This window comes from Nostoc sp. PA-18-2419, from assembly GCF_005869855.1.
Taxonomy (GTDB): Bacteria; Cyanobacteriota; Cyanobacteriia; order Cyanobacteriales; family Nostocaceae; genus Nostoc.
Genome location: NZ_SZNH01000002.1, coordinates 79,427 through 100,826, shown reverse-complemented (window position 1 = coordinate 100,826; position 21,400 = coordinate 79,427). Strand labels below are relative to the sequence as shown.

The 21,400-nt window shown below is 41.9% G+C and carries 19 protein-coding genes; 13 read left to right on the top strand and 6 right to left on the bottom strand.

The window, feature by feature from the left end; genetic code table 11:
- Positions 1–194: 194 nt before the first annotated feature.
- Entirely contained in the window at positions 195–548 is a 354-nt protein-coding gene (patD, locus tag FCR06_RS02360; RefSeq protein WP_138497260.1) for a heterocyst frequency control protein PatD, read from the top strand.
- 195 nt (positions 549–743) lie between these two features.
- On the opposite strand, the gene FCR06_RS02355 is transcribed toward patD, so the two are convergent.
- Positions 744–1,397, bottom strand: a complete 654-nt coding sequence (locus FCR06_RS02355; protein ID WP_138497259.1) for a TetR/AcrR family transcriptional regulator — start codon at positions 1,395–1,397, stop codon at positions 744–746.
- Positions 1,398–1,566: 169 nt separating this feature from the next.
- On the opposite strand from FCR06_RS02355, the gene FCR06_RS02350 reads away from it, so the two are divergent.
- The 3 genes from FCR06_RS02350 to sbcD all read left to right on the top strand — a co-directional run bounded on the left by FCR06_RS02350 (position 1,567) and on the right by sbcD (position 5,797).
- A complete protein-coding gene (locus FCR06_RS02350) occupies positions 1,567–3,156 on the top strand; it encodes a DHA2 family efflux MFS transporter permease subunit (RefSeq protein ID WP_138497258.1) in 1,590 nt (529 codons plus the stop codon).
- A 550-nt stretch (positions 3,157–3,706) separates the two neighbouring features.
- Positions 3,707–4,432 (top strand): phosphoadenosine phosphosulfate reductase, encoded by a 726-nt coding sequence (gene cysH / locus FCR06_RS02345; protein WP_138497257.1) that lies wholly within the window; start codon positions 3,707–3,709, stop codon positions 4,430–4,432.
- Between the two features lie 111 nt (positions 4,433–4,543).
- Complete coding sequence (sbcD, locus tag FCR06_RS02340; protein WP_138497256.1) at positions 4,544–5,797, top strand: exonuclease subunit SbcD; 1,254 nt, start codon at positions 4,544–4,546, stop codon at positions 5,795–5,797.
- 363 nt (positions 5,798–6,160) lie between these two features.
- On the opposite strand, the gene FCR06_RS02335 is transcribed toward sbcD, so the two are convergent.
- Both FCR06_RS02335 and FCR06_RS02330 read right to left on the bottom strand, forming a co-directional pair.
- On the bottom strand, positions 6,161–6,742 hold the full coding sequence (locus FCR06_RS02335) for a hypothetical protein (RefSeq protein WP_223280015.1): 582 nt from the start codon (positions 6,740–6,742) through the stop codon (positions 6,161–6,163).
- Between the two features lie 25 nt (positions 6,743–6,767).
- Positions 6,768–7,607: a prohibitin family protein gene (locus tag FCR06_RS02330; RefSeq protein WP_138497255.1), complete on the bottom strand. Its 840-nt coding sequence runs from the start codon at positions 7,605–7,607 to the stop codon at positions 6,768–6,770.
- 144 nt (positions 7,608–7,751) lie between these two features.
- On the opposite strand from FCR06_RS02330, the gene nfi reads away from it, so the two are divergent.
- The 3 genes from nfi (at position 7,752) to FCR06_RS02315 (ending at position 11,112) form a co-directional block, all read left to right on the top strand.
- Positions 7,752–8,417 carry a deoxyribonuclease V gene (gene nfi, locus FCR06_RS02325; RefSeq protein ID WP_138497254.1) on the top strand — a complete coding sequence of 222 codons (666 nt, stop codon included), beginning with the start codon at positions 7,752–7,754 and terminating at the stop codon, positions 8,415–8,417.
- Between the two features lie 107 nt (positions 8,418–8,524).
- Positions 8,525–9,103: an FHA domain-containing protein gene (locus tag FCR06_RS02320; protein ID WP_138497253.1), complete on the top strand. Its 579-nt coding sequence runs from the start codon at positions 8,525–8,527 to the stop codon at positions 9,101–9,103.
- 50 nt (positions 9,104–9,153) lie between these two features.
- Entirely contained in the window at positions 9,154–11,112 is a 1,959-nt protein-coding gene (locus tag FCR06_RS02315; RefSeq protein WP_138497252.1) for an FHA domain-containing protein, read from the top strand.
- A 65-nt stretch (positions 11,113–11,177) separates the two neighbouring features.
- Here the strand turns inward: FCR06_RS02315 and FCR06_RS02310 are convergent, their stop codons facing one another.
- Complete coding sequence (locus FCR06_RS02310; protein ID WP_138497251.1) at positions 11,178–11,516, bottom strand: hypothetical protein; 339 nt, start codon at positions 11,514–11,516, stop codon at positions 11,178–11,180.
- Between the two features lie 218 nt (positions 11,517–11,734).
- Positions 11,735–11,983, bottom strand: a complete 249-nt coding sequence (locus FCR06_RS02305; protein WP_138497250.1) for a hypothetical protein — start codon at positions 11,981–11,983, stop codon at positions 11,735–11,737.
- A 134-nt stretch (positions 11,984–12,117) separates the two neighbouring features.
- Here FCR06_RS02305 and FCR06_RS02300 point away from each other — a divergent pair, with 134 nt between their 5' ends.
- Positions 12,118–14,508: a tetratricopeptide repeat protein gene (locus FCR06_RS02300; RefSeq protein WP_138497249.1), complete on the top strand. Its 2,391-nt coding sequence runs from the start codon at positions 12,118–12,120 to the stop codon at positions 14,506–14,508.
- An 89-nt stretch (positions 14,509–14,597) separates the two neighbouring features.
- Here FCR06_RS02300 and FCR06_RS02295 read toward each other — a convergent pair whose 3' ends face one another.
- Positions 14,598–14,963 (bottom strand): hypothetical protein, encoded by a 366-nt coding sequence (locus tag FCR06_RS02295; protein WP_138497248.1) that lies wholly within the window; start codon positions 14,961–14,963, stop codon positions 14,598–14,600.
- Between the two features lie 138 nt (positions 14,964–15,101).
- Here FCR06_RS02295 and FCR06_RS02290 point away from each other — a divergent pair, with 138 nt between their 5' ends.
- The 5 genes from FCR06_RS02290 (at position 15,102) to FCR06_RS02270 (ending at position 21,337) form a co-directional block, all read left to right on the top strand.
- Positions 15,102–16,991 carry a tetratricopeptide repeat protein gene (locus tag FCR06_RS02290; protein ID WP_138497247.1) on the top strand — a complete coding sequence of 630 codons (1,890 nt, stop codon included), beginning with the start codon at positions 15,102–15,104 and terminating at the stop codon, positions 16,989–16,991.
- 367 nt (positions 16,992–17,358) lie between these two features.
- Entirely contained in the window at positions 17,359–17,964 is a 606-nt protein-coding gene (locus FCR06_RS02285; RefSeq protein ID WP_138497246.1) for a LuxR C-terminal-related transcriptional regulator, read from the top strand.
- Between the two features lie 427 nt (positions 17,965–18,391).
- On the top strand, positions 18,392–19,822 hold the full coding sequence (gene lpdA, locus FCR06_RS02280; protein ID WP_138497245.1) for a dihydrolipoyl dehydrogenase: 1,431 nt from the start codon (positions 18,392–18,394) through the stop codon (positions 19,820–19,822).
- A 90-nt stretch (positions 19,823–19,912) separates the two neighbouring features.
- Positions 19,913–20,803 carry an indole-3-glycerol phosphate synthase TrpC gene (gene trpC / locus FCR06_RS02275; protein WP_138497244.1) on the top strand — a complete coding sequence of 297 codons (891 nt, stop codon included), beginning with the start codon at positions 19,913–19,915 and terminating at the stop codon, positions 20,801–20,803.
- A 276-nt stretch (positions 20,804–21,079) separates the two neighbouring features.
- The gene (locus FCR06_RS02270; RefSeq protein WP_138497243.1) at positions 21,080–21,337 is read left to right on the top strand and encodes a DUF5340 domain-containing protein; all 258 of its coding nucleotides are present in this window, start codon (positions 21,080–21,082) and stop codon (positions 21,335–21,337) included.
- Positions 21,338–21,400 lie beyond the last annotated feature (63 nt).

Here is a 21,400-nt window from a genome sequence, read left to right as displayed (position 1 = left end):
TGTCAGGATGGTTCTGCAATTGGCGACGGGGTAGTCATCCAATGTAAGTTTCAAGGATTGTAAGCTTAAAAATCGATTGATTGCAAACAAAGCCTCAAATCACGATTTGAGGCTTTTAGTGCTGATCGGGGGTTAAGAAAGTTTATTGTATAAGAAAAATTAGTTGACATTAATATTATCTTAACTAGCACTGGATGTCTTTATACCGTGAGAAATATCAGGCACTAGTAACCTTACTAGAGCAATTACGCCCCGATGCCACAACTACCCAAATAGATGTACCCGAACTGCGGCGGTGTGTAGCTTCCTTGCAGCAACTGTTTGCAAAGGAAATTGTACCTTTGGCCAATCAAGACTCGCGAGTGCAGTCTTATCAAACGGAGATAAGTAAGCAACTGCGCTTGCTGGAAATAGATGTAATGTTTTTCCAAGGAGCGCGACAGGCATCTACTGTAGAAACGAGACTGCAAACAATTAGCGATCGCTTGACAACTCTCATCCAATACTGTGATGCGATTTTGCAACCAGAAGCGGAGGGAGAAAAATAACAATTGTTCACCTTTTTCTCTAATTAGTACATCATCTCATCTAGGACGATTCATGAAAAGTTATTTTGGCAACAAGTTGAAAATGGGCATTGGTAGTACTGACTGTTGAACGCGAGTTGCTACAAAGACGCTGTGCGAACAACGGGGTAACCCCTGCAACGCACTGGCTCCTGTTGACTGTTAAATATGAAGTTATTATTCGCCCCCCTGCTCCTCTGCCCCCTTGCTCCTCTGCCCCCCTGCCTCTGTGCCCTCATCCCCAATCCCCACTCCCTTCATGAGAAGATTCATCGTGCGGCGCATGTACGCTTCTACCGGCTCGGTGGTGGGTTTGAAAATCAGTGCATAATATAGTGACCCACTCATCAGGTCGATAATTAAGTCTATATCAGCCTCGTCGTGAATTTCCCCTCTAGATTTGGCACGCTCAAGTATTTTCGCAAAGGCTTCACGTCGGAGTTTTGTATATTTTGTCCAGTAAACTTTGGCAAACTCAGGATTGCTAGATGCTGTGCTGATAATCAATGCGAGTGTTTGCCGACCAAGGGGACTATCTATTTTTCTGGTAGCATTTTTGATGACGATATCCATGTCTCCCCAAAAGATCCCGGTATCGGGGATCGCTGAATCATCTCTGAGACTTTCTATCGCGTCTGCAACTAGTTCTTCTTTGGAAGTGTAACGCCGATAAATGGTGGTTTTACCAACCCCAGCACGAGCAGCGATCGCTTCTATACTCATGCTTTGATATCCCACCTCTGCAAGCAAGTCTAAGGTCGCTTGCAAAATAGCTTGGTCGGCATGGATGCTACGTGGGCGTCCAGAGGAACTGTTGATTTGGTTACTCATAAAAATATCATCCCAGTGACCATCCATCTTTAGTATCAGTATTTCTGTTGCTTTTTATGCAAGCCTCCCTTGACCATTTTAATATGATACGCTACCGTAGCGTATGTATAGGAGATCTCATTTTGGTTTGGAGATTGCTCTGACAATCTGTGAAATACTACTTGTAATAATGGCTACTAATATTAAAAATTCTACCTTTGACCAATTTGGTTATGTCCAGGGGCCTTTAAAGTGGGCGATCGCTTTTACAGCTTCCCTTGGTGCCATCTTGGAAGTGATTGACACCAGTATTGTTAACGTTGCCTTAACTGATATCCAAGCTAGTCTGGGTGCAACTGTCACTGAAGTGAGTTGGGTGGTGACTGGATATGCGATCGCTAACGTTGTTTTAATTCCCTTGTCTGCATGGCTGGGAGATTACTTTGGGCGCAAAACTTACTTTATCTTCTCCTTGATTGGCTTTACCATTGCTTCGGTTTTATGCGGGTTAGCATTGAATTTACCGATGCTGGTGATTTCTCGAATTCTTCAAGGTTTATGTGGTGGCGGGTTGCTAGCTAAAGCCCAAGCAATTTTGTTCGAGACTTTTCCACCTGCGGAACAGGGTTTAGCTCAAGCAGTTTTTGGGGTGGGTGTAATTGCTGGGCCAGCCATCGGCCCAACCTTAGGCGGATTTTTAGTAGATGGTTTGGGCTGGCGCTGGATTTTCTTTGTTAATATTCCCTTCGGGATTGTTGCAGTAGCGATGTCTTTAGTATTTTTGCCCAAAGACAAAGACAAAAGCCAAACACAAAGCAAAGTCGTCGATTGGTTCGGGATTGGGTTTTTGGTGATTGCGATCAGTTGTATGCAAACTCTGTTAGAGGAAGGAGAGAAGGATGACTGGTTTTCCTCTGATTTTATCACTAGCTTGGCTGTGGCTAGCGCTATCGGATTGGGATTATTTATTTGGCAGGAATTGAGAATAGCCCATCCTGCGGTTGATTTGAGAGTTTTGCGTCATCGTTCTTTAGCTGCTGGAAGTGTTTTATCCGCAATGGTGGGGATGGGGCTTTATGGCACACTATTTGCCGTACCCATATTTGCTCAGAGTATACTACACTTTACGGCAACGCAGACAGGACTATTGTTAGCGCCTGGTGCTTTGGCATCTGCGATCGTCATGGTTATATTAGGCAAACTCTCTAGCATAATCGATGCCAGAATATTAATTTCAATGGGCGCTGTCGGCTCGTCTGGAGTCATGTTTCAATTAGCAGCAATTACCCCACAAACCGGCACAGATGATTTATTTTGGCCATTGGTATGGCGTGGGGCTTTTACTGTATTGATGTTTCTTCCCTTAAGTCTGGCAACTTTAGGGCCGCTACCCAAGCAAGATATTTCAGCTGGCTCTGGGTTCTACAACCTTACCCGACAATTAGGTGGTAGCATCGGCATTGCCCTACTCACGACTCTCCTTGACCGACGAGAAGCTTTTCATCGAGCCGTTCTGGTAACAAAACTGACTCCTTATGACCCAGAAACCAATCAGCGCCTTGATATACTCAACGGGGTACTCCAAAGCCAAGGTATGGATGCAACAACATCTCAACAACAAGCACTAACTTTATTAAGTCAAATAGTTGATACTCAAGCTGCTGTTTTATCTTACGCAGATTGCTTTCGAGTGGTAGGCATCGCCTTCCTTTGCTCATTACCTCTGTTATTATTCCTGGGCAAAGGCGGCGCAGGAGCAAAAGCGCCAATAGGCCATTAGTGCTAACTAGCAAAGCTGTAAAAAAATCTAAAAACCCTACTCAGTTTTGAGCAGGGCTATGTAAAGTTTTGTTATTAAAATTAGAATTTTTTATTTTAGAAAAGGTTCACTATCGTGATCACACTAACGCTGGTTAACGCGATTAAAGCGCCCATAATTATAGATTCACTTAATGGATTGCGGAATTTTGAATTATTCATTTAAGTAAAATCCTTTTGGTTAACTGTTTCTTAACCATATCAAAATCAGTATATATATCCATAAAAAACCTGTAAAACTTAAATTACTGTAAACTTTCTTCATAAATACTGTAGTTTTTACTTATTTAATACTTAATAGTGGCATTGGGCACACGGGCAAACCTGTAAAAGGAGAATAACTTCTAACTCTTAACCGCAGCTAAGAAAAACGTCTTTGGCAAGGCTCCTGATTTCCCAAAGTGTAGTAATTTCCGAATACTATAATTACCTGATCTCCTAGCGGAATACGCGCCTTTATACAGTAAAATAAATCTTAATCAAGGTAGAAATTATTTGAACAGAAAATTACCATGACAGTTTCCACAGCATCTAAAAACGAAACGATCGCTTTTGACTTAGAAAAATTAAACCAGGAATTTGAAACTGCCACCCCGAAACAAATCTTGGCATGGTCTGTAGAAAATATCCCCACAGGACTGGTGCAAACTAGCGCCTTTAATGTGGATGACATGGTAATTACCCATATCCTTTACAGCGAACTCAAGTTTCCGGTTCCCGTAATACTTCTCGATACCCTGTACCACTTCGACGAAACCTTAGAACTAGTTGCTAAAGCCAAACAAATATACAACTTAGATTTGCAAACTTACAAAACTTTAGAAGCAGACAGCCCCGAAACTTTTGAAGCCAAGTTTGGCGATGCACTCTGGGACAAAGATATTCTCAAATTCCACGAAATTACTAAAATTGAACCACTGCTACGGGGTTTAGACGAACTCAACAGCGTCGCTTGGATTACTGGACGCCGCCGCGACCAAGCAGTAACCCGTGCTAATATGCCCATATTTGAATTAGACGGCAAGAATCGTTTGAAAGTAAATCCTATAGCTGCCTGGACACGCAAAGACAGCTGGCTTTACGTTGCTGAACACGGAGTCATCTACAATCCCTTACACGACCAAGGTTATCCCAGCATCGGGGATAAACCCATCACCACCAAAGTAGCAGATGGCGAAGACGAACGCGCTGGACGCTGGCGGGGAAGCAATAAAACAGAATGCGGAATTCATATTTAGTCATTAGTAATTAGTCATTTGTCATTAGTATTTAGACAGAGAGATAAGTCTGAGATTAGGCTTTGTGAGATTAGAACTTCAAAGACAAATGACTAAAGACAAAGGACAAGTATGATAAAAATCCTCCACCTTTCCGACATTCACATGGGAAGCGGCTTTTCCCACGGACGAATTAATCCCGCAACTGGATTAAACACACGATTGGAGGATTTTGTCAATACATTATCTCGATGTATTGACCAGGCGATCGCAGATCCCGTGGATCTAGTAATATTCGGTGGCGATGCTTTTCCGGATGCCACACCACCACCTTATGTACAACAAGCTTTTGCTAGCCAGTTTCGCCGTCTGGTAGATGCCAATATTCCGACAGTGCTGTTAGTAGGGAATCACGACCAACATTCCCAAGGACTAGGAGGAGCGAGCTTATGTATTTACCGCACCTTGGGAGTGCCTGGTTTTATTGTCGGTGATACATTAACCACACACTGCATAGAAACCGTCAATGGCAAAGTACAAGTAATTACCCTTCCTTGGCTGACTCGTTCCACATTGATGACTCGCCAAGAAACTGAAGGTTTATCTTTGGCGGAAGTCAACCAACTGTTAACCGAACGCTTGCAAGTTGTTATAGAAGGGGAAATTCGCCGTCTTGACCCGGATGTGCCAACTGTACTTTTGGCTCATTTGATGGCTGACAATGCTACCTTGGGAGCAGAACGCTACTTGGCAGTGGGTAAAGGCTTTACTCTACCGCTATCTTTATTGACGCGACCTTGTTTTGATTATGTAGCTTTAGGACATGTCCATCGTCATCAAAATTTGAATAAATCTAATAACCCGCCAGTAATTTATCCAGGGAGTATTGAGCGGGTAGACTTTAGTGAAGAAAAAGAAGACAAAGGCTATGTAATGATAGAACTGGAGCGGGGTAAAGCAGAGTGGGAATTCTGTCAGTTACTAGTTCGGGATTTTTGCACAATTGAGGTGGATGTCTCCAAAGCAGACGATCCTCAAGCGGTATTAATCAAAGCGATCGCCAAGTATGATATTGAAGATGCTGTAGTGCGGCTAATTTACAAACTCCGCTCTGAGCAGATGGATTTAATTGAAAGTTCTTCTCTACATAGTGCTTTGAGTCCAGCTCACACCTACACCATACAAGCAGAATTAGTGAGTCAATTAGCCAGGCCCCGAATTCCGGAATTGAGTGCTAGTAGTAGCATTGACCCAATGGAAGCCTTGAAAACTTACTTGAATAATCGCGAAGACCTCAAAGATATCGCAGCATCAATGCTAGAAGCTGCACAAAAGTTGCTAGCAGATGATGTAGAAATTTGGTTAGAAGCAGCAACTAATGAATGAGGTTTGTTGACTGCTGACAGTTAACACTTAAGCGTCAACTCTCAACACGAAAATATGTGCTGCATTAAATGCAAGGACAGCTTCTAATTATCTATGTCCAAGTACGGAAAAACGTACTATCTTCCCAAATATTAGCAGTTTGCCCGGCGATCGCTTGTGGATCTCCCTGTTTAGCAAGTTCTAAAATATTCGGTTGTGTCATAACTAATAAATACAAAATTTTGATAAATTATCATTTATCTTAGGATTCCCCATTTATTGGTGAAAATAATACAATATATTCATTCACAAAAATTATAACTATATGTTTTAAGCATATATAGTTATATTAACTTTATTACATTCTTCTTAAAAAGATGAAGACTAACGCTCTTTTGAAATTACACAGTTTTCATTACTAATACTTATTTTTTCAATTAAAATATCATCACAAGAGTAGAGAATATCATTGATTATTTTATTAGCAATATTTTCAAAATCTTCAGTTTTTAACTCCCGAGCAATATTACCACTTAAATTAATAGAAAGAGTTAAAATCTGAGAATTGTTACTAAATTGTTGATTATCCTCTAAATCTGTGTCAGGTTCTGTTATTCCTAAATCAAAATCTTTAATCCAAGCATAAAAGTTTTTTCCATTTTGCTGTCCGTAAATCTTTACTTTTTGAACAGACATAGCCCCTAATTTAGTTAACCCTTTACAGACAAATGCTACCAAGGTTTGCTGATTTGGTACTTCGGTAGATTCTAGTATTACCTCCAAGTAAGCATCCTTGAAGGCAACTTTAGCAGCAATCCCTTTGGGTTGTAGATGGCGGTTCATCAGAGATGCGATCGCCCCTACATCTCCCTGTTTTGCAAGTTCTACAATATTTAACTGAGTCATAGCAATAAAAGAAAAAACCTGAGAAAATAAACTTATATTCTCAGGATTCCCTTTTAACAAGCTTAAATAACATTGTTAAAAATTACTATTTATTTTCTGTACTTGCCAAATTGCTAGGATTAATATTAATTAATGGTACTGAGCCGTTACCACCAATCACCATTGGAAAACGACCATCCCATTTTTCTATTGCTTGCTTCTGTAATAATTCTGGAGTTAAAGTTAACCTCTGTAATCTTTGCGCTTCTGCTTGACCTTTGGCACGATTGATTTCTGCTTGAGCTTCTTGAGTTGCTTTTTGGGCAATAAATCCAGCCTGTTTAGCCTCTTGTTCTGCTATTTGTTTGGATTCAATAGCTTTACCAAACTCTGGAGAAAATGCGAAGTCTACCAAAGAAACATCATCTACTATCAAACTATATGCTGCCAAACGAGTTTTCAGAGTCTTATCAATTTCTTCTTTAAGTTCAGTTCTCTTAGTAATAATTTCTTCAGCTGTTTTTTTAGATGTTGCTGCTTTCAAAACTTCAGATACAGCTGGAGTGATAATTCCTGTAATAATTTGCTCTTGCTCCCCAATTTGTTGAAAAACTTTATTGACTCGGTTCGGCTCAATATGCCAGTTGACAGCAATTTGTGTCGTGAGTTTCTGGAGGTCTTTAGAAGCAGCATCAGATTGAAAAGTATTTTGCTGCACGCGCACACTCAATCTTTTGACTGATGTCACAATCGGTAGAATTGGGTGAATGCCTTCATCTAAAACTTGATCCTGGACTTTACCGAACTTCATAATAACGCCCCGTTCGCCTGCATTGACAATAGTAAAAGGGCGGATAATTATTGCCAAAATTAATAAACTTATTCCTCCTATAAGATAAAAGCTATATTTCAAGTTATTGCTAGGAATCCGGCTATTGTTACGCATATTTGTTCTGGTAAATTAAGTGATATAGCCAAAAGGCTATACCTTCCTAAAAAGTGATACAAGTTGAATAAATAATCTAATTTGTAGATACACTGCTATCACTAACGATTTTGGAAAAAATACTTTTTTAATTGAATTTAAAATATGAAGATTTATCAACATCATGCTTGGCCTTCGACAGTGGACGAAGCCATAGCTATCCAAGAACAATTGCGAAATCAGGTAATTACATCGGATAGACTGCAAGAACCCGTGCAGTATGTTGCTGGTGTGGATATGGGTTTTGAAGCCGATGGCACCATTAGCCGTGCAGCTGTGGCAGTACTGAGTTTTCCTGATTTGCAAATAACTGAAACAAGCCTAGCCTACCGTCCTACAACCTTTCCTTATATTCCTGGTTTCCTTTCATTTCGAGAAATTCCCGCTGTGCTAGATGCTTTAGAGAAAATTAAAACAACACCAGATCTAATTCTGTGCGACGGGCAGGGAATTGCCCATCCTCGGAGATTTGGGATAGCAAGCCATTTAGGGTTACTTGTGGATATACCGACAATTGGTGTAGCTAAGTCATTGTTGATTGGTAAGCATGAAGAATTACCAGAAACCAGAGGTAACTGGCGATCGCTAATCGATCAAGGTGAAATAATTGGAGCAGTTTTGCGATCGCGCACAGGAGTAAAACCCTTGTACATCTCCAGTGGCCATCGAATCAGTGTACCTACAGCAATTGAGTATGTATTACGCTGCACACCGAAATATCGCCTGCCAGAAACTACACGCATTGCTGATAAATTAGCATCAGCAAGATAAAGGTTATTGAAGTTTTTTTTAAATACTTGCTTGCACCTAGTGAATCGTGTTAGGAATCGCACAGAAACAAGTTGAAGTAACTAAATACCAATTAAGAAGTTAGAACAATGAACGCACTAACTTTACAGTGGCACGATGCAGGTGAAGATAAAACTCAGAACATTTACGAGCAACAGCCAAGTAAAAATTTTGGTACTGTCCGCATCGGTCGCGATCCCCAGCGGTGCGATATTGTTCTGAATAATCCTACTGTATCTGGTTTGCATATTGAAATATTTTTTCATAACCAGCAACAGCGCTTTTATGTTAGGAACTTGCGATCGCAAAATCCCCCGTTGGTCGATGGACGGCAATTAGTCCAAGGTGAAATGCCTTTAGCTGACGGCACTAGTATCTCTTTAGGACAAATACAACTCAAAGTTACTGGTGTTTCCAACAACATTCCGGCAACAATTTTGGTGCCACCCCAACCCCCAGCAGTCAACCCCCAACCAGTGACTAGCGGACATCACCATCACCATCACCATCATCCACCAACACCCCCCGCACCACCGCTAGGAGTTTATGGCTTAGAATGTCCCAAATGTCACAAAGTTTCCCCGCCAGAGTATCTACAAATTGGCTGTCCTTGGTGCGGGACTTCTTTGGCTGCGGCGATGAGTGTGTTAGTAGCGCCGGGTAGTTAGGGGGATGGGAGGATGGGGGGATAAATCCAATGACAAATGACAAATGACCAATGACTAATCAGCTACAAATCCAATTAAGTTGGGAAGATCCAGCAACCGGAGAACGACGAGAACCAATGTTGAGTATACCGATCGCCTTTGGTCGGGAATTCGCCCGGTTACCTGCTGAAGTAGGAGGACAGCGGGTTTCGAGGATGCTGCTTAATAGTAATGAAGTTTCTCGCTACCATGCCCTAGTTGACTGGGAACTCAATCATCTGGTGGTGATTGACCAAGGCAGCGTTAACGGTGTCTATGTCAACGGGATACAACAAAAGCGCAGTGTTCTGACTAATGGCGATACGTTGCAAATTGGCCCCTATGTGATTACAGTCAAGTTTGCACCTAGTTTCACCGAACCAGATACCAGCCCCCCTTCAACGATTCGCTTTAACCCAAATACCAATACTCCAGACCCCAGTTTGCCTGTAGTCCAGCCTGGAATCTCGGCAGGTACCAATTTTCCGCCACCAGTTTTTCAAGTAGAAAAAGTTCCCGTGCAAGCGCTTTATGCTACTGGACTGCCAGTGGATGAATCTGATTATCTAGCGATCGGGGCAGGACTGGGTAACTTTGTTTGGATTGATTTGCTGCGAATTAGTGGTGTGCGTGCTGACAAGATTGTAGCTGTGGGATTAGAAGCCGAACCTTATGCCCGTTATAAGCGCCTGTGTCTGAATTCCCAAATTCCTTTACATGAAAGACTGCGCTCAAATTCTGATTCTTGTCCTGATAATATTTGGGGCTGGCCGAGTTATGCCTTGCGCGAAGCTTGGAGTGACTCCACCAAAGGACAAATAAATTCAGCATTAAAATATTTATGGCAGGTGTTTGCTGAACCAACATTTGCCGAAACTTATACACCGCGTGCTGGTAACGTTTTTAATTCCATAGATAGAGAGGCCAAGCGCATTGGCTGGAACCAAATTTATCGCTATGGGCGAGTTCGGGCAATTCGCAAAACCGATGATGGTAGGTATTGCGTAGCCTATTCTCGCGCCCCAGGAAATTATGCTTTTTTAGTTAGTCGTTATTTACATTTAGCTACTGGATATCCGGCAATTCAGTTTCTCCCAGATTTGCAAGCTTATAGAGAAAAATATCAAGACTTTAAATCTGTTGTGAAWGCTTATGAAGMACACGATCGCGTTTATCAGCAACTAGAGCAACAGGGTGGTACAGTATTGATTCGAGGACGGGGAATTGTCGCTTCGCGGGTTGTGCAGCGGATTTTTGAAGCCAGAAAGCGAAATCGGAATATTTCAGTTTTGCATTTAATGCGATCGCCTAAACCCCAAGGCAACAAATTTCAAAATGCCCAGCGCGTAGTCAAAAATCATTACGAATTTCAACCCTTTAACTGGCCCAAAGCTTGTTGGGGCGGCGAACTCCGGGCAATGTTAGAAAAAGCCAGCCCCGATGAACGCAAAAGCTTACTAGCAGACTGGGGTGGTACCACCACTGCCGACAGACACGACTGGCAGGAGATTACTGCCCAAGGTTTAAGCGAAGGCTGGTATCAAATTACCTTCGGTGAAGTGCTGAATGTGGAACGAGACCCCCAAAACCGGACTATTACTCATATCCGAGAAAAAAGCTTTGGGGAAATGAAGTTGATGGCTGACTTTATTATTGATGCTACTGGACTCGATGCCAAAGTAAATGCTAGTCCCCTACTAGAAGATTTTGTCAAACATTACAACTTGCCACTGAATAATCTGGGGCGATTAACTGTAGCGAACAATTTTGAATTAGTAGAAATGCGTAGCGATAGAGGACAGGTGTATGCGGCAGGGGCGATTACCCTTGGTGGCCCTTATGCCGCAGTTGATAGTTTCTTGGGCTTGCAATACGCTGCATTAGTCGCCGTTGATGGACTCGCCACCGCCCGTGCGCCTGGAGTTCATCGGTTGAATTTACTCAGATCCTTTGGGCAGTGGTTGAAGTGGGCGTTAAATCAGTCACCTTAGTAGAAGCAGGCAGGGGGCAGGGGGCAGGGGGCAGGGGGNGAGTATTTATTTAACTGTTTTGAGTACTAAACTTGAAACTTGAGGGGTAAAGGTGCAACTTCGAGGTTCAGAGGCTCAACGTTCGAGTTCAAAGGTGCAACTTCGAGCCTCAAAAGCTCAACGTTCGAGTTCACAGGTTCAACGTTGGAGTTCACAGGTTCAACGTTCGAGTTCACAGGTTCAACGTTGGAGTTCAAAGGCTCAACGTTCGAGTTCAGAGGCTCAACGTTCGAGTTCAGAGGTTCAACGTTCGAGTTCAAAGGCTCAACGTTCGAGTTCAGAGGTTCAACGTTCGAGTTCAAAGGCTCAACTTTCGAGTTCAGAGGCTCAATTTTCGAGTTTAAAGGTTCAACGTTCGGGTTCACAGGCTCAACGTTCGAGTTCAGAGGCTCAAAGGCTCAAATTACAGGCCATACCATCAGCCCACCTGCGATTCAAATCGCAGACTAACAGCACAAGTTAGTTAAAACTGACTCAAATTAACTAAAATTTAGTCCGTTTGAATGGACTTAAGCTATTAGCCTGGGAATTGATTCCGAGGCGGGATAACAACGAAGCGAAGAATTTGCCTTTGCTAGTTCCTCTACTTGGTTTTTTTGTTTGTTGGACGTAGTAAAGTTTTAACTAAACCCGTAATTGCGATAATCACAGAGGCAATTCCAGCGATGGATACTGAAGTCAAAATTGCCACTGCAATGATGATTTCACCTGGACTGTCTCCGTTTCGCATCCAGCTAGATGGATTTTCTACTAATGTTGGCGAGGCGGGGATTAATTGTGAAGTTTGGGTGGTTTGATTAGCGTTGACTGGAGTTGTTAAGACAGTTTTCATGGCTGAATCTCTTCTAAATGTTTGTATGCAAATCTTATGTCTGCCCAAAGAAGAGGAGATTCCCTAGAAATCGAGACAAAGTAGAACGAAAGTAGAAATTAAGTAGAATCGAGAAGAAATCTCACAAGCTGTCTATGGAATGGGCTGATTTTTTAGCCACTGAAGCTGCTACTAATAGCTTATCCCCAGAGCAAACGGCAGCTTTTGTAGAGCGTTTGAAGACTGAAAACTCAGGCAAGAGTGAGGCGAAACTTGCCAGCGAATTAAACATTGGTGCAGCTGCTTTCAAAAAGCGGATGGCTGAGGTGTATGACAAGTTCGCCAAGAGTTATCCTCAATTAGCTACTTCTAATAGTCGCGGTAAGCTGGAAAAGTTACGGGCTTGCCTGACAGCAAAATATAATGGCGGGCAAGATGTACAATYAACAATTAAAGAAATTCATCAAAATATTCCCCCTGCTGTTCCATTTGAAAAATTTGTGGGACGTGAGGCGGAATTAGAAGAACTGCACTCCTCATTACAAACATCTCGGCAAGTTGCAATTGTAGCTGTGGCGGGTATGGGTGGAGTCGGTAAAACTGAACTCGCTACTCAATATGCCAAACAGCATTTGCAGAATTATCAAGGTGGAGTTTGCTGTTTATCTGCACAGGGAATAGATATCGAAATTCAAATTCTCAGATTTGCGGAACTGAAATTTAAACTCATTGCACCGGATGAGTGGGAATTAGCAGATAGGCTGAGATATTGCTGGCAGAATTGGCAACAAGGTGAAGTGCTGCTGCTATTTGATGATGTTACAGACTACAAAAAACAGGTTCAGCCTTATCTACCCCCAGAATCACCCCGGTTTAAAGTATTGCTGACAACGCGCTTGGGGTTTGATAGAACTTTGCCGCAATTGCCTTTGGGTGTTCTCAAACCATTGGCGGCGATGAAATTATTAAAATCGCTGGTTGATAGAGAACGGCTGAAAAGCGAGGCTTGGGTTGCGAGAAAAATTTGTAAATTCTTGGGATATTTGCCTTTAGCGTTAGAGTTAGTGGGGCGATATATAGATATAATGCCAGATTTGTCTTTGGAAAAACTGCTGAAGCGGCTAGAGAAAAAGCGACTGGAACACGAAGCAGTGGCTAATGCTAACCCATTAATGCGTTATGAATATGGTGTGGCTGAAGCTTTTGCATTGAGTTGGGAACAGTTGGATGAAAATGCACAAAGATTAGGCTGTTGGCTGAGTTTGTATGCCTTGGCTGATATTGCTTTTTCTGTTGAGGCGGTAGAAGATGACGATGAACAAGAACTTAAGGAGAAAGCTATAGCCCAGTTGCGGAAACTGCATTTAATACAATGGCAAAGTAAAGGAATTTATCGTCTACATCCACTGATTCGGCAATTTTTCCAAATGAAGCTTGATGAGTCAAGCGAAGCTGACAAAGTGAAAACTGCTTTTACTGCTCAGATGGTAGAGGTAGCAAAGGAAATTTCGCAATACCCTAACCACGATTTAATTCAAAAACTCACTCCTTTTATTCCTCATCTGCAAGAAGTAGCCAGTCATCTGATTAGCTATGTCAACGATGAAAATTTAATTTATATATTCAGAGGGTTAGGCTGGTTTTATGCAGGACAAGGCTTATATTATCAGGCAGAACCTTGGTTGCAGCAGGGTGTAGAAGTCACTGAAAATCGTTTTGGTTTAGAACATCTGCATGTTGCTGCTAGCCGACACAATCTGGCATTACTGTACAATTCTATAGGACGCTACAGTGATGCTGAACCCTTGTTAGAGCAAAATTTAGAACTGACAAAACGCTTACTGGGAGACAACCATCCATATGTCGGCTCTAGCTTGAACAATTTGGCACTAGTCTATGATTATAGAGGACGCTACAAGGAAGCTGAATCCCTTTATCAGCAAGCTTTGGAACTGAGAAAACGCTTACTGGGAGATAACGATCCCGATGTCGCTACTAGCCTGAACAATCTGGGATTATTCTACCGTTTTAGAGGACGCTACAGCGAAGCTGAACCCCTATTGCAGCAGACTTTAGAACTGACAAAACGCTTATTGGGAGACAACCATCCCCATGTCGCCTCTAGCCTAAACAATCTAGCAGTACTCTACTGTTCTACAGGACGCTACAGCGAAGCTGAATCTTTGCATCTGCAAGTTTTGACATTGAGAAAACGCCTACTGGGAGAAAACCATCCTGATGTTGCCACTACCCTGAACAATCTCGCAACAGTCTATCGTTCTACAGAACGCTATAGCAAAGCTGAACTTCTTTATCAGCAAGCTTTAGGACTGAGAAAACGCCTATTGGGAGACAACCATCCCGATGTCGCCACTACCCTGAACAATCTGGCAGAACTCTACTGTTCTATAGGACGCTACAGCGAAGCTGAACCTCTGTATCAGCAAGCTTTGGCAATTTCTGAGCGTGCTTTAGGTGTAGATCATCCTGATACAATTACGATTCGGGAAAATTATGCAAAGTTTTTAAGAGAAGCACATCCTTAAACATCGCCCCTTTCTCCCAAAACTACACCAAATTGACGCCACACAACAGTTGTAGTTTAAATTTTAGGAGCGACCCATCAATTGTAACTTCAAAGGGCAACGCTTTCTCTTGTCTCTTGCTTCGCGTCCTTTGCGGTTCGATTCTCATGCCCCCTCATATCCAAAGTACAGTAAAAAATAGAGCGTAGGCTTACCCCGTCGTAGACATCGCTTAGTCGTTTTGAGTCCCAAATGCCAAATTTGAGGTTCAAAAGCTCAACTTCCACCTTCAGAAGCTCAACTTTCACCTTCTGAAGCTCAACTTTCACCTTCAGAAGCTCAACTTCCACCTTCAGAAGCTCAACTTCCACCTTCAGAAGCTCAACTTTCACCTTCAGAAGCTCAACTTTCACCTTCAGAAGCTCAACTTTCACCTTCAGAAGCTCAACTTTCACCTTCAGAAGCTCAACTTTCACCTTCTGAAGCTCAACTGGCGATGGCTAAAGTTAGTCACTGCTTTTAAATCGTTTCTATGCAATGTATCTTTACCTCAAACAAAAGAGATTTTAAAATCGAGACAAAGTAGAATCAAAAATAAATTACACAAACTATTTATGCAATGGGCTAATTTTCTAGCCAAAGAAGCAGCTACTAATGGCCTATCTCTGGAGCAAACGGCAGCTTTTGTAAACTATTTTCAAACTGAAAACTTAGGTAAAAGAGAAGCTAAACTTGCCAGAGAATTAAACGTTGATATTGCTGCTTTCACAAAATGGATGGGTGAACTATATGAGAAATTTGCCCAGAATTCTCCTGAATTAGCTATTTCCAACAGTCAGGGCAAACTTGAAAAGTTACAAGCTCACCTGAAGGCGAAATATAATAGCGATTTGGATGTTCTCAAACCATTGGCGGCGATGAAATTATTAAAATCGCTGGTGGTTCGGGAACGACTGCAACAAGAAGCTTGGGTTGCAAGAAGAATTTGTAAGTTTTTGGGATACTTGCCTTTAGCGTTAGAGTTAGTGGGGCGATATCTCAATAAAATGCCAGATTTATCTCTGAAAATACTGCTCAAGCGGTTAGAAAAAAAGCGAGAGGAACATCAAGCAGTAGTCAATGCTAACTCATTGATGCCTCATAAATACGCTGTAGCTGAAGTTTTTGAATTGAGTTGGGAACAGTTGGATGAGAATGCCCAAAGCTTTGGCTGTTTGCTAAGTTTGTGTGCTTCAGCTGACATTCCTTTATCTCTAGAAACAATAGAAGATAACAAAAAGCAAAAACTCAATGAAAAAGCCATAGCCGATTTACTAGAATTGCATTTGCTACAGCAAAAAAGTAAAGAATTTTATCGTCTAAATCCTCTAATTCGGCAACTTTTCCAAATAAAGTTGAATCAATCAACTGAAGCGGATGAAGCAAAAACTAAATTTGCAGCAATGATGTTAGAGGTAGCAAAGCTAATTCCCCAACAGCCTAGGCCTGAAGATATTCTCAACCTCACTCGCCATATTCCGCACATTACGGAAGTTGCAAACCGCCTATGCCAGTATCTCAGTAATGAAAATCTGATTACTCTGTTTACCAAATTAGCTTGGTTTTATCAAGGTCAAGGACTTTATCAGCAAGCAGAACCTTGGTTGCAACGCTGTGTAAAACTGACTCAAAATCATCTTGATTCAGAACATTCTTATGTCGCTGCTAGTCTAAACAATTTAGCAGTACTCTACGAATCTACAGGACGGTACAATCAAGCCGAACCCTTGTATGAGCAAGCTTTAGAACTGAGAAAACGCCTATTGGGAGACAACCATCTTGATGTCGCCACTAGCCTGAACAATTTAGCAGCACTCTACGAAACTACAGGACGCTATAGCGAAGCCGAACCTTTGCTTGAGCAAGCTTTGTCACTGAGAAAACGCTTGCTGGGAGAAGAACATACCGATGTCGCCACTACCCTAAGCTATTTAGCATTAATTTACGAATTTACAGGACGCTATAGCGAAGCCGAATCTTTGTATCAGCAAGCTTTAGAAATGTGGAAACGCCTAGTGGGCGAAGAACATTCCCATGTCGCCACTAGCCTGAACAATTTAGCAGCATTCTACTGTTATACACAACGCTACCGCGAAGCTGAACCCTTGCTGAAGCAGGCTTTAAAATTGAGAAAACGTTTACTGGGAACAGAACATACCGATGTTGCTACTAGCCTAAACAATTTAGGACAACTCTACGAGTCTACAGGACGCTATAGCCAAGCCGAACCACTGTATCAGCAAGCTTTGGCAATGAGAAAACGCCTGTTAGGAAATCATCCTGATGTCGCCATTAGTCTGAATAATCTAGCAGCACTCTACCGTCATACAAGACGCCACAAAAAAGCCAAACCTTTATTTGAGCAAGCTTTGAAAATTTGCGAACGGACTTTAGGTGTCAGTCATCCTACTACTATGACGGTTCGGGCAAATTATGCAAGCTTTTTAAGAGAAGCATATCACTAGCGATCGCTTCCCCCACCCGATAAAAGTTGCATATTTTCAATTGTTGCTTAATTGCTCGAATGCAACTTGCTATGAGTCAACAGACATCAAAACTGCGGCGCGAATCGTAAATGTATTAAAAACGGCTTCCGAAATAGGCAATTTTAGAGGTGTATTTAAATCATGCCTAAGTTAATTCTAAAAAAACTACACAAACTGTGAAATTTAAGTATTTTCTAAATAGTTGTCAAAAACAATACTTAAATTTCATTTTGTGAGCGGAATTGAGCTGTAATTATCAAAAATTTATTCGCGTAACTATCTAAAAAATTCATGATGTATATCTAAGTACCATGAATACCACAGTTGGGATGTTAAAATATTTACTATGATGACTCTTACAAAGACATTAGTTGAAACACAACAGCTAGAAAATATCAACTATGATTTGCAGCGTTCTAATTTTTTACAAGAAGTCATTGAAGGCTTAGAAGATGGGATTTTAATTTTAAGTAATACTGGAAAACTGCTTCATGCCAATGGTTCTGCGCACCAATTTTTTTGTCAATTTCATCAAGAAAATTGTCCCGATAATTTTGTACCGCCAGCTATTTGGAATCTTTGCGAATCACTACTTAGCAATCAATCTTGCTTTTCTGATAAACTGATTATCTTCTCAGATGAACTTATACTTGACAAGTCAAACATTTTTCGGATTCGAGTTAGGCTAATTGATTTGGATGGTTTTGATGTACCCTGTTTATTAGTAACTATACAAAATCAAAGCGAATCTCTGAGACATGTCGTACTCACTGAAGTTCAAAAATTTGAATTGACACGACGAGAAGCAGAAATTTGGTTTCTCTACAGAAACAACTACACCTACAAAGAAATTGCAAATAAGCTTTATATCACTATCAATACAGTGAAAAAGCACATGAAAAATATTCATGCTAAGCGACAAGCATTTGTTATGCCTGAACAACAGGATTGAAATCAAAATTAATTTATTAAACAATTTTGGATTTTGGCTCGAAAGATTTTAGATTGAGTCTATAACCTGAAGGTAGGAGCTTAGTCTCCACTCTCTACTCCCTTGGTGTATAAAAAAACAAGTATGTTGATTTGACTATAATTACTCAAAACATCCATCTTTTCACCATTCAACTTTGAATCATAATTTAAGTAAATTAGCAACACCCAAAGGTTAAATTAAATGAACAGTTATCAGGCGTATGGTGAAGGGTTTTAATTGATTACCAGTTCTTGGTGTTCAACGATCGCTGATAACTGCTAACTATGTAGTAGGGGCTTAAACCCAGCGATGAAACTAACAACCGAGAACTGATAATTGTTATGGGGGTTGCGTTGATTGTCGGTCAAGTTGAGAATAAATAGGCGAAGCACACGGGGAAACCAACGTGAGTCAAGAATTTGATTATGATTTAGTAATTATCGGCGCTGGTGTAGGCGGACATGGCGCAGCCCTACACGCCGTAAGTTGTGGTTTAAAAACAGCGATTATTGAAGCTGCTGATATGGGAGGAACCTGTGTTAATCGCGGCTGTATTCCTTCTAAAGCGCTGTTAGCAGCATCTGGACGTGTGCGGGAGTTACGCGATGCCCACCACCTCAAGTCGCTGGGAATTCAAGTTGCAAGCGTGGAATTTGATCGCCAAGCGATCGCTAATCATGCCTTAAATCTCGTCTCGAAGATTCAAGGCGACTTAACTAACAGTCTCAAACGTCTGGGAGTTGATATTATTCGGGGTTGGGGAAAAATCGCTGGCACACAAAAAGTCTCCATCGCAGGAGATGGCGGTGACAAAACCATCACAGCTAAAGACATTATCCTTTCCCCTGGTTCAATTCCTTTTGTTCCTCCAGGAATTGAAGTAGACGGTAAAACTGTGTTTACCAGCGACCAAGGTGTGAAGTTGGAATCACTACCAGAGTGGATAGCAATTATTGGCAGTGGTTACATCGGCTTGGAGTTTTCTGATATTTACTCAGCTTTGGGCTGTGAAATCACCTTGATTGAAGCCCTAGACCAATTAATGCCAGGATTTGACCGCGATATTGCCAAACTTGCCGAACGCGTGCTGATTACTCCCCGCGACATTGAAACCAAAGTCGGGATATATGCTAAAAAAGTTATCCCTGGTTCACCTGTGGTAATTGAGTTAGCAGATTTCAAAACCAAAGAAGATTTAGATGTCATCGAAGTAGATGCTTGCTTGGTGGCTACAGGACGCATCCCAGCAACGCAAAATCTCGGTTTAGAGTCTGTGGGTGTAGAACTTGATCGCCGGAATTTTATTCCAGTTGACGATCGCATGGCAGTATTGTCAGCAGGTGAAGTAGTGCCGCATCTGTGGGCAATTGGTGACGCTAATGGCAAAATGATGTTAGCCCATGCCGCTTCTGCTCAAGGCATCATCGCAGTGGAAAACATAGTTGGCAGGGAGAAGATAGTAGACTATCGCAGCATCCCCGCAGCAGCGTTTACCCACCCAGAAGTTAGCTATGTAGGGTTAACAGAAACAGCAGCTAAGGAAATGGGACAAGCCGAAGGGTTTGAAATCGCCACCAGTCGGAGTTACTACAAAGGAAATTCCAAAGCGCTGGCAGAAAACGAAGCCGACGGTATTGCCAAGGTGATCTATCGCAAAGACACAGGAGAAGTCTTAGGCGTTCATATTTTTGGACTCCACGCCTCAGATTTAATTCACGAAGCATCAGCCGCGATCGCTCACCGTCAATCTGTCCAAAGTCTCGCCCATCTAGTTCACGCCCACCCGACACTCTCAGAAGTCCTAGACGAAGCTTATAAACGAGCGATCGCTATTTAGGGATTGGGGATTGGGTACTGGGAAGAATTCTTCCCCAGTCACCAGTCCCTAGTCCCCAGTCCCTAGTCCCTAGTCCCCAGTCCCCAATTTATGCAAATCCGTCGCCGTTCACCTAATCCAGCTATTACTGTATCCGTATTACGTTATCAGACTGCCGTGCCTGATGCCGAGCCAAACAATATTTTAGAAGAAATTGTCTGGCATAAAGAACAAGAAGTAGACCAAATGCGGGAAAGGTTACCTTTACGGGAATTGCAGAAACAGGTACTTTCCGCGCCACCAACCCGTGATTTTGTGGCAGCTTTGCATCAAGGTAAAACCAAGCCAGCAGTGATTGCGGAAGTCAAAAAAGCTTCTCCCAGCAAAGGGGTTTTGCGAGCAGATTTCGATCCAGTAGCGATCGCCCAATCTTATGAGCAAGGCGGCGCTAGTTGTCTTTCTGTGTTGACAGATGCCAAGTTTTTTCAGGGAAGCTTTGACAACTTAGCCAAGGTTCGCGCTGCGGTAGATTTGCCCTTGCTGTGCAAAGATTTTATCATCTATCCGTACCAAATGTATTTAGCACGCATTCAAGGTGCAGATGCGATTTTGTTGATTGCGGCTATCCTTAACGATGGAGATTTGCAATACTTCTTGAAAATTGCCAACAATCTAAAAATGGCAGCCTTGATTGAAGTCCATAGTTTGGCAGAACTTGACCGTGTGTTAGCTTTAGATGGCGTTTCCCTAGTGGGAATCAATAATCGCAATTTGGAAGATTTTTCTGTTAACCTCGAAACTACTTGCCAACTTTTGGCTGCAAGAGGTAGCCAATTGCAACAGAAAAACATCCTTGTTGTCAGCGAGTCAGGACTACACAAACCAGATGACTTGAGCTTAGTAGTGAAAGCAGGTACATCTGCTGTACTCATTGGAGAATCTTTGGTCAAACAACCCGATCCTGGTGCGGCGATCGCGTCTCTATTTTCAGGAAATTTTTGAAAAAACACCGACCCTGCAAAAGACAGGGTCACTGTACATAATAGTTGGGCAATTGGGCATACTATACGTGGATATACAGCAGCTTGCTGCATAAAAAGAGCAATATCTTTGCCAAATCTTTATCGCTAGGCAAATCAAAGCCCTAAACAAATAGTTATTTGTTATGTAACAATTCATTAAAAAGAGAGAAGTTTGAGCCGAGACTTTTCCGCTCATAACTTCAAGCATTAACTCTGACTCATGAAAATCCTAAATTTGAAATGAAACTCTAACTTCATGGAGCAAATTCCCCTACCTTCACCTATCCACTACGAACTTATACTTCAACTTTTAGAAAGACAAACAATGTTAGCAGTAAATGATAATCCAGATTTACGGCATCAGGTGAATCAGTTAATTATTACTCTCCGGAAAGCTGCCGTGCAACAAAAACGACTAGAAGAAAATTGCCAGTTTTCCTCTCTAGATGTCGATCATCGTTGGTCAATCAACCATCATAACGGTAGTAAAGTTGTTGCTCCTGATTCCAGATGATACCATTTTGGATTTTGGATTGAGAATGTATTTTTTAAAATTATTCTGTGAATCCATCTGTTG

Excerpts from the sequence above, each read along its gene's own strand:
- patD (WP_138497260.1), top strand. The coding sequence starts at position 195 with ATGTCTTTATACCGTGAGAAATATCAGGCACTAGTAACCTTACTAGAG.
- FCR06_RS02355 (WP_138497259.1), bottom strand. The coding sequence starts at position 1,397 with ATGAGTAACCAAATCAACAGTTCCTCTGGACGCCCACGTAGCATCCAT.
- FCR06_RS02350 (WP_138497258.1), top strand. The coding sequence starts at position 1,567 with ATGGCTACTAATATTAAAAATTCTACCTTTGACCAATTTGGTTATGTC.
- cysH (WP_138497257.1), top strand. The coding sequence starts at position 3,707 with ATGACAGTTTCCACAGCATCTAAAAACGAAACGATCGCTTTTGACTTA.
- sbcD (WP_138497256.1), top strand. The coding sequence starts at position 4,544 with ATGATAAAAATCCTCCACCTTTCCGACATTCACATGGGAAGCGGCTTT.
- FCR06_RS02330 (WP_138497255.1), bottom strand. The coding sequence starts at position 7,607 with ATGCGTAACAATAGCCGGATTCCTAGCAATAACTTGAAATATAGCTTT.
- nfi (WP_138497254.1), top strand. The coding sequence starts at position 7,752 with ATGAAGATTTATCAACATCATGCTTGGCCTTCGACAGTGGACGAAGCC.
- FCR06_RS02320 (WP_138497253.1), top strand. The coding sequence starts at position 8,525 with ATGAACGCACTAACTTTACAGTGGCACGATGCAGGTGAAGATAAAACT.
- FCR06_RS02305 (WP_138497250.1), bottom strand. The coding sequence starts at position 11,983 with ATGAAAACTGTCTTAACAACTCCAGTCAACGCTAATCAAACCACCCAA.
- FCR06_RS02290 (WP_138497247.1), top strand. The coding sequence starts at position 15,102 with ATGCAATGGGCTAATTTTCTAGCCAAAGAAGCAGCTACTAATGGCCTA.
- FCR06_RS02285 (WP_138497246.1), top strand. The coding sequence starts at position 17,359 with ATGATGACTCTTACAAAGACATTAGTTGAAACACAACAGCTAGAAAAT.
- trpC (WP_138497244.1), top strand. The coding sequence starts at position 19,913 with ATGCAAATCCGTCGCCGTTCACCTAATCCAGCTATTACTGTATCCGTA.
- FCR06_RS02270 (WP_138497243.1), top strand. The coding sequence starts at position 21,080 with ATGGAGCAAATTCCCCTACCTTCACCTATCCACTACGAACTTATACTT.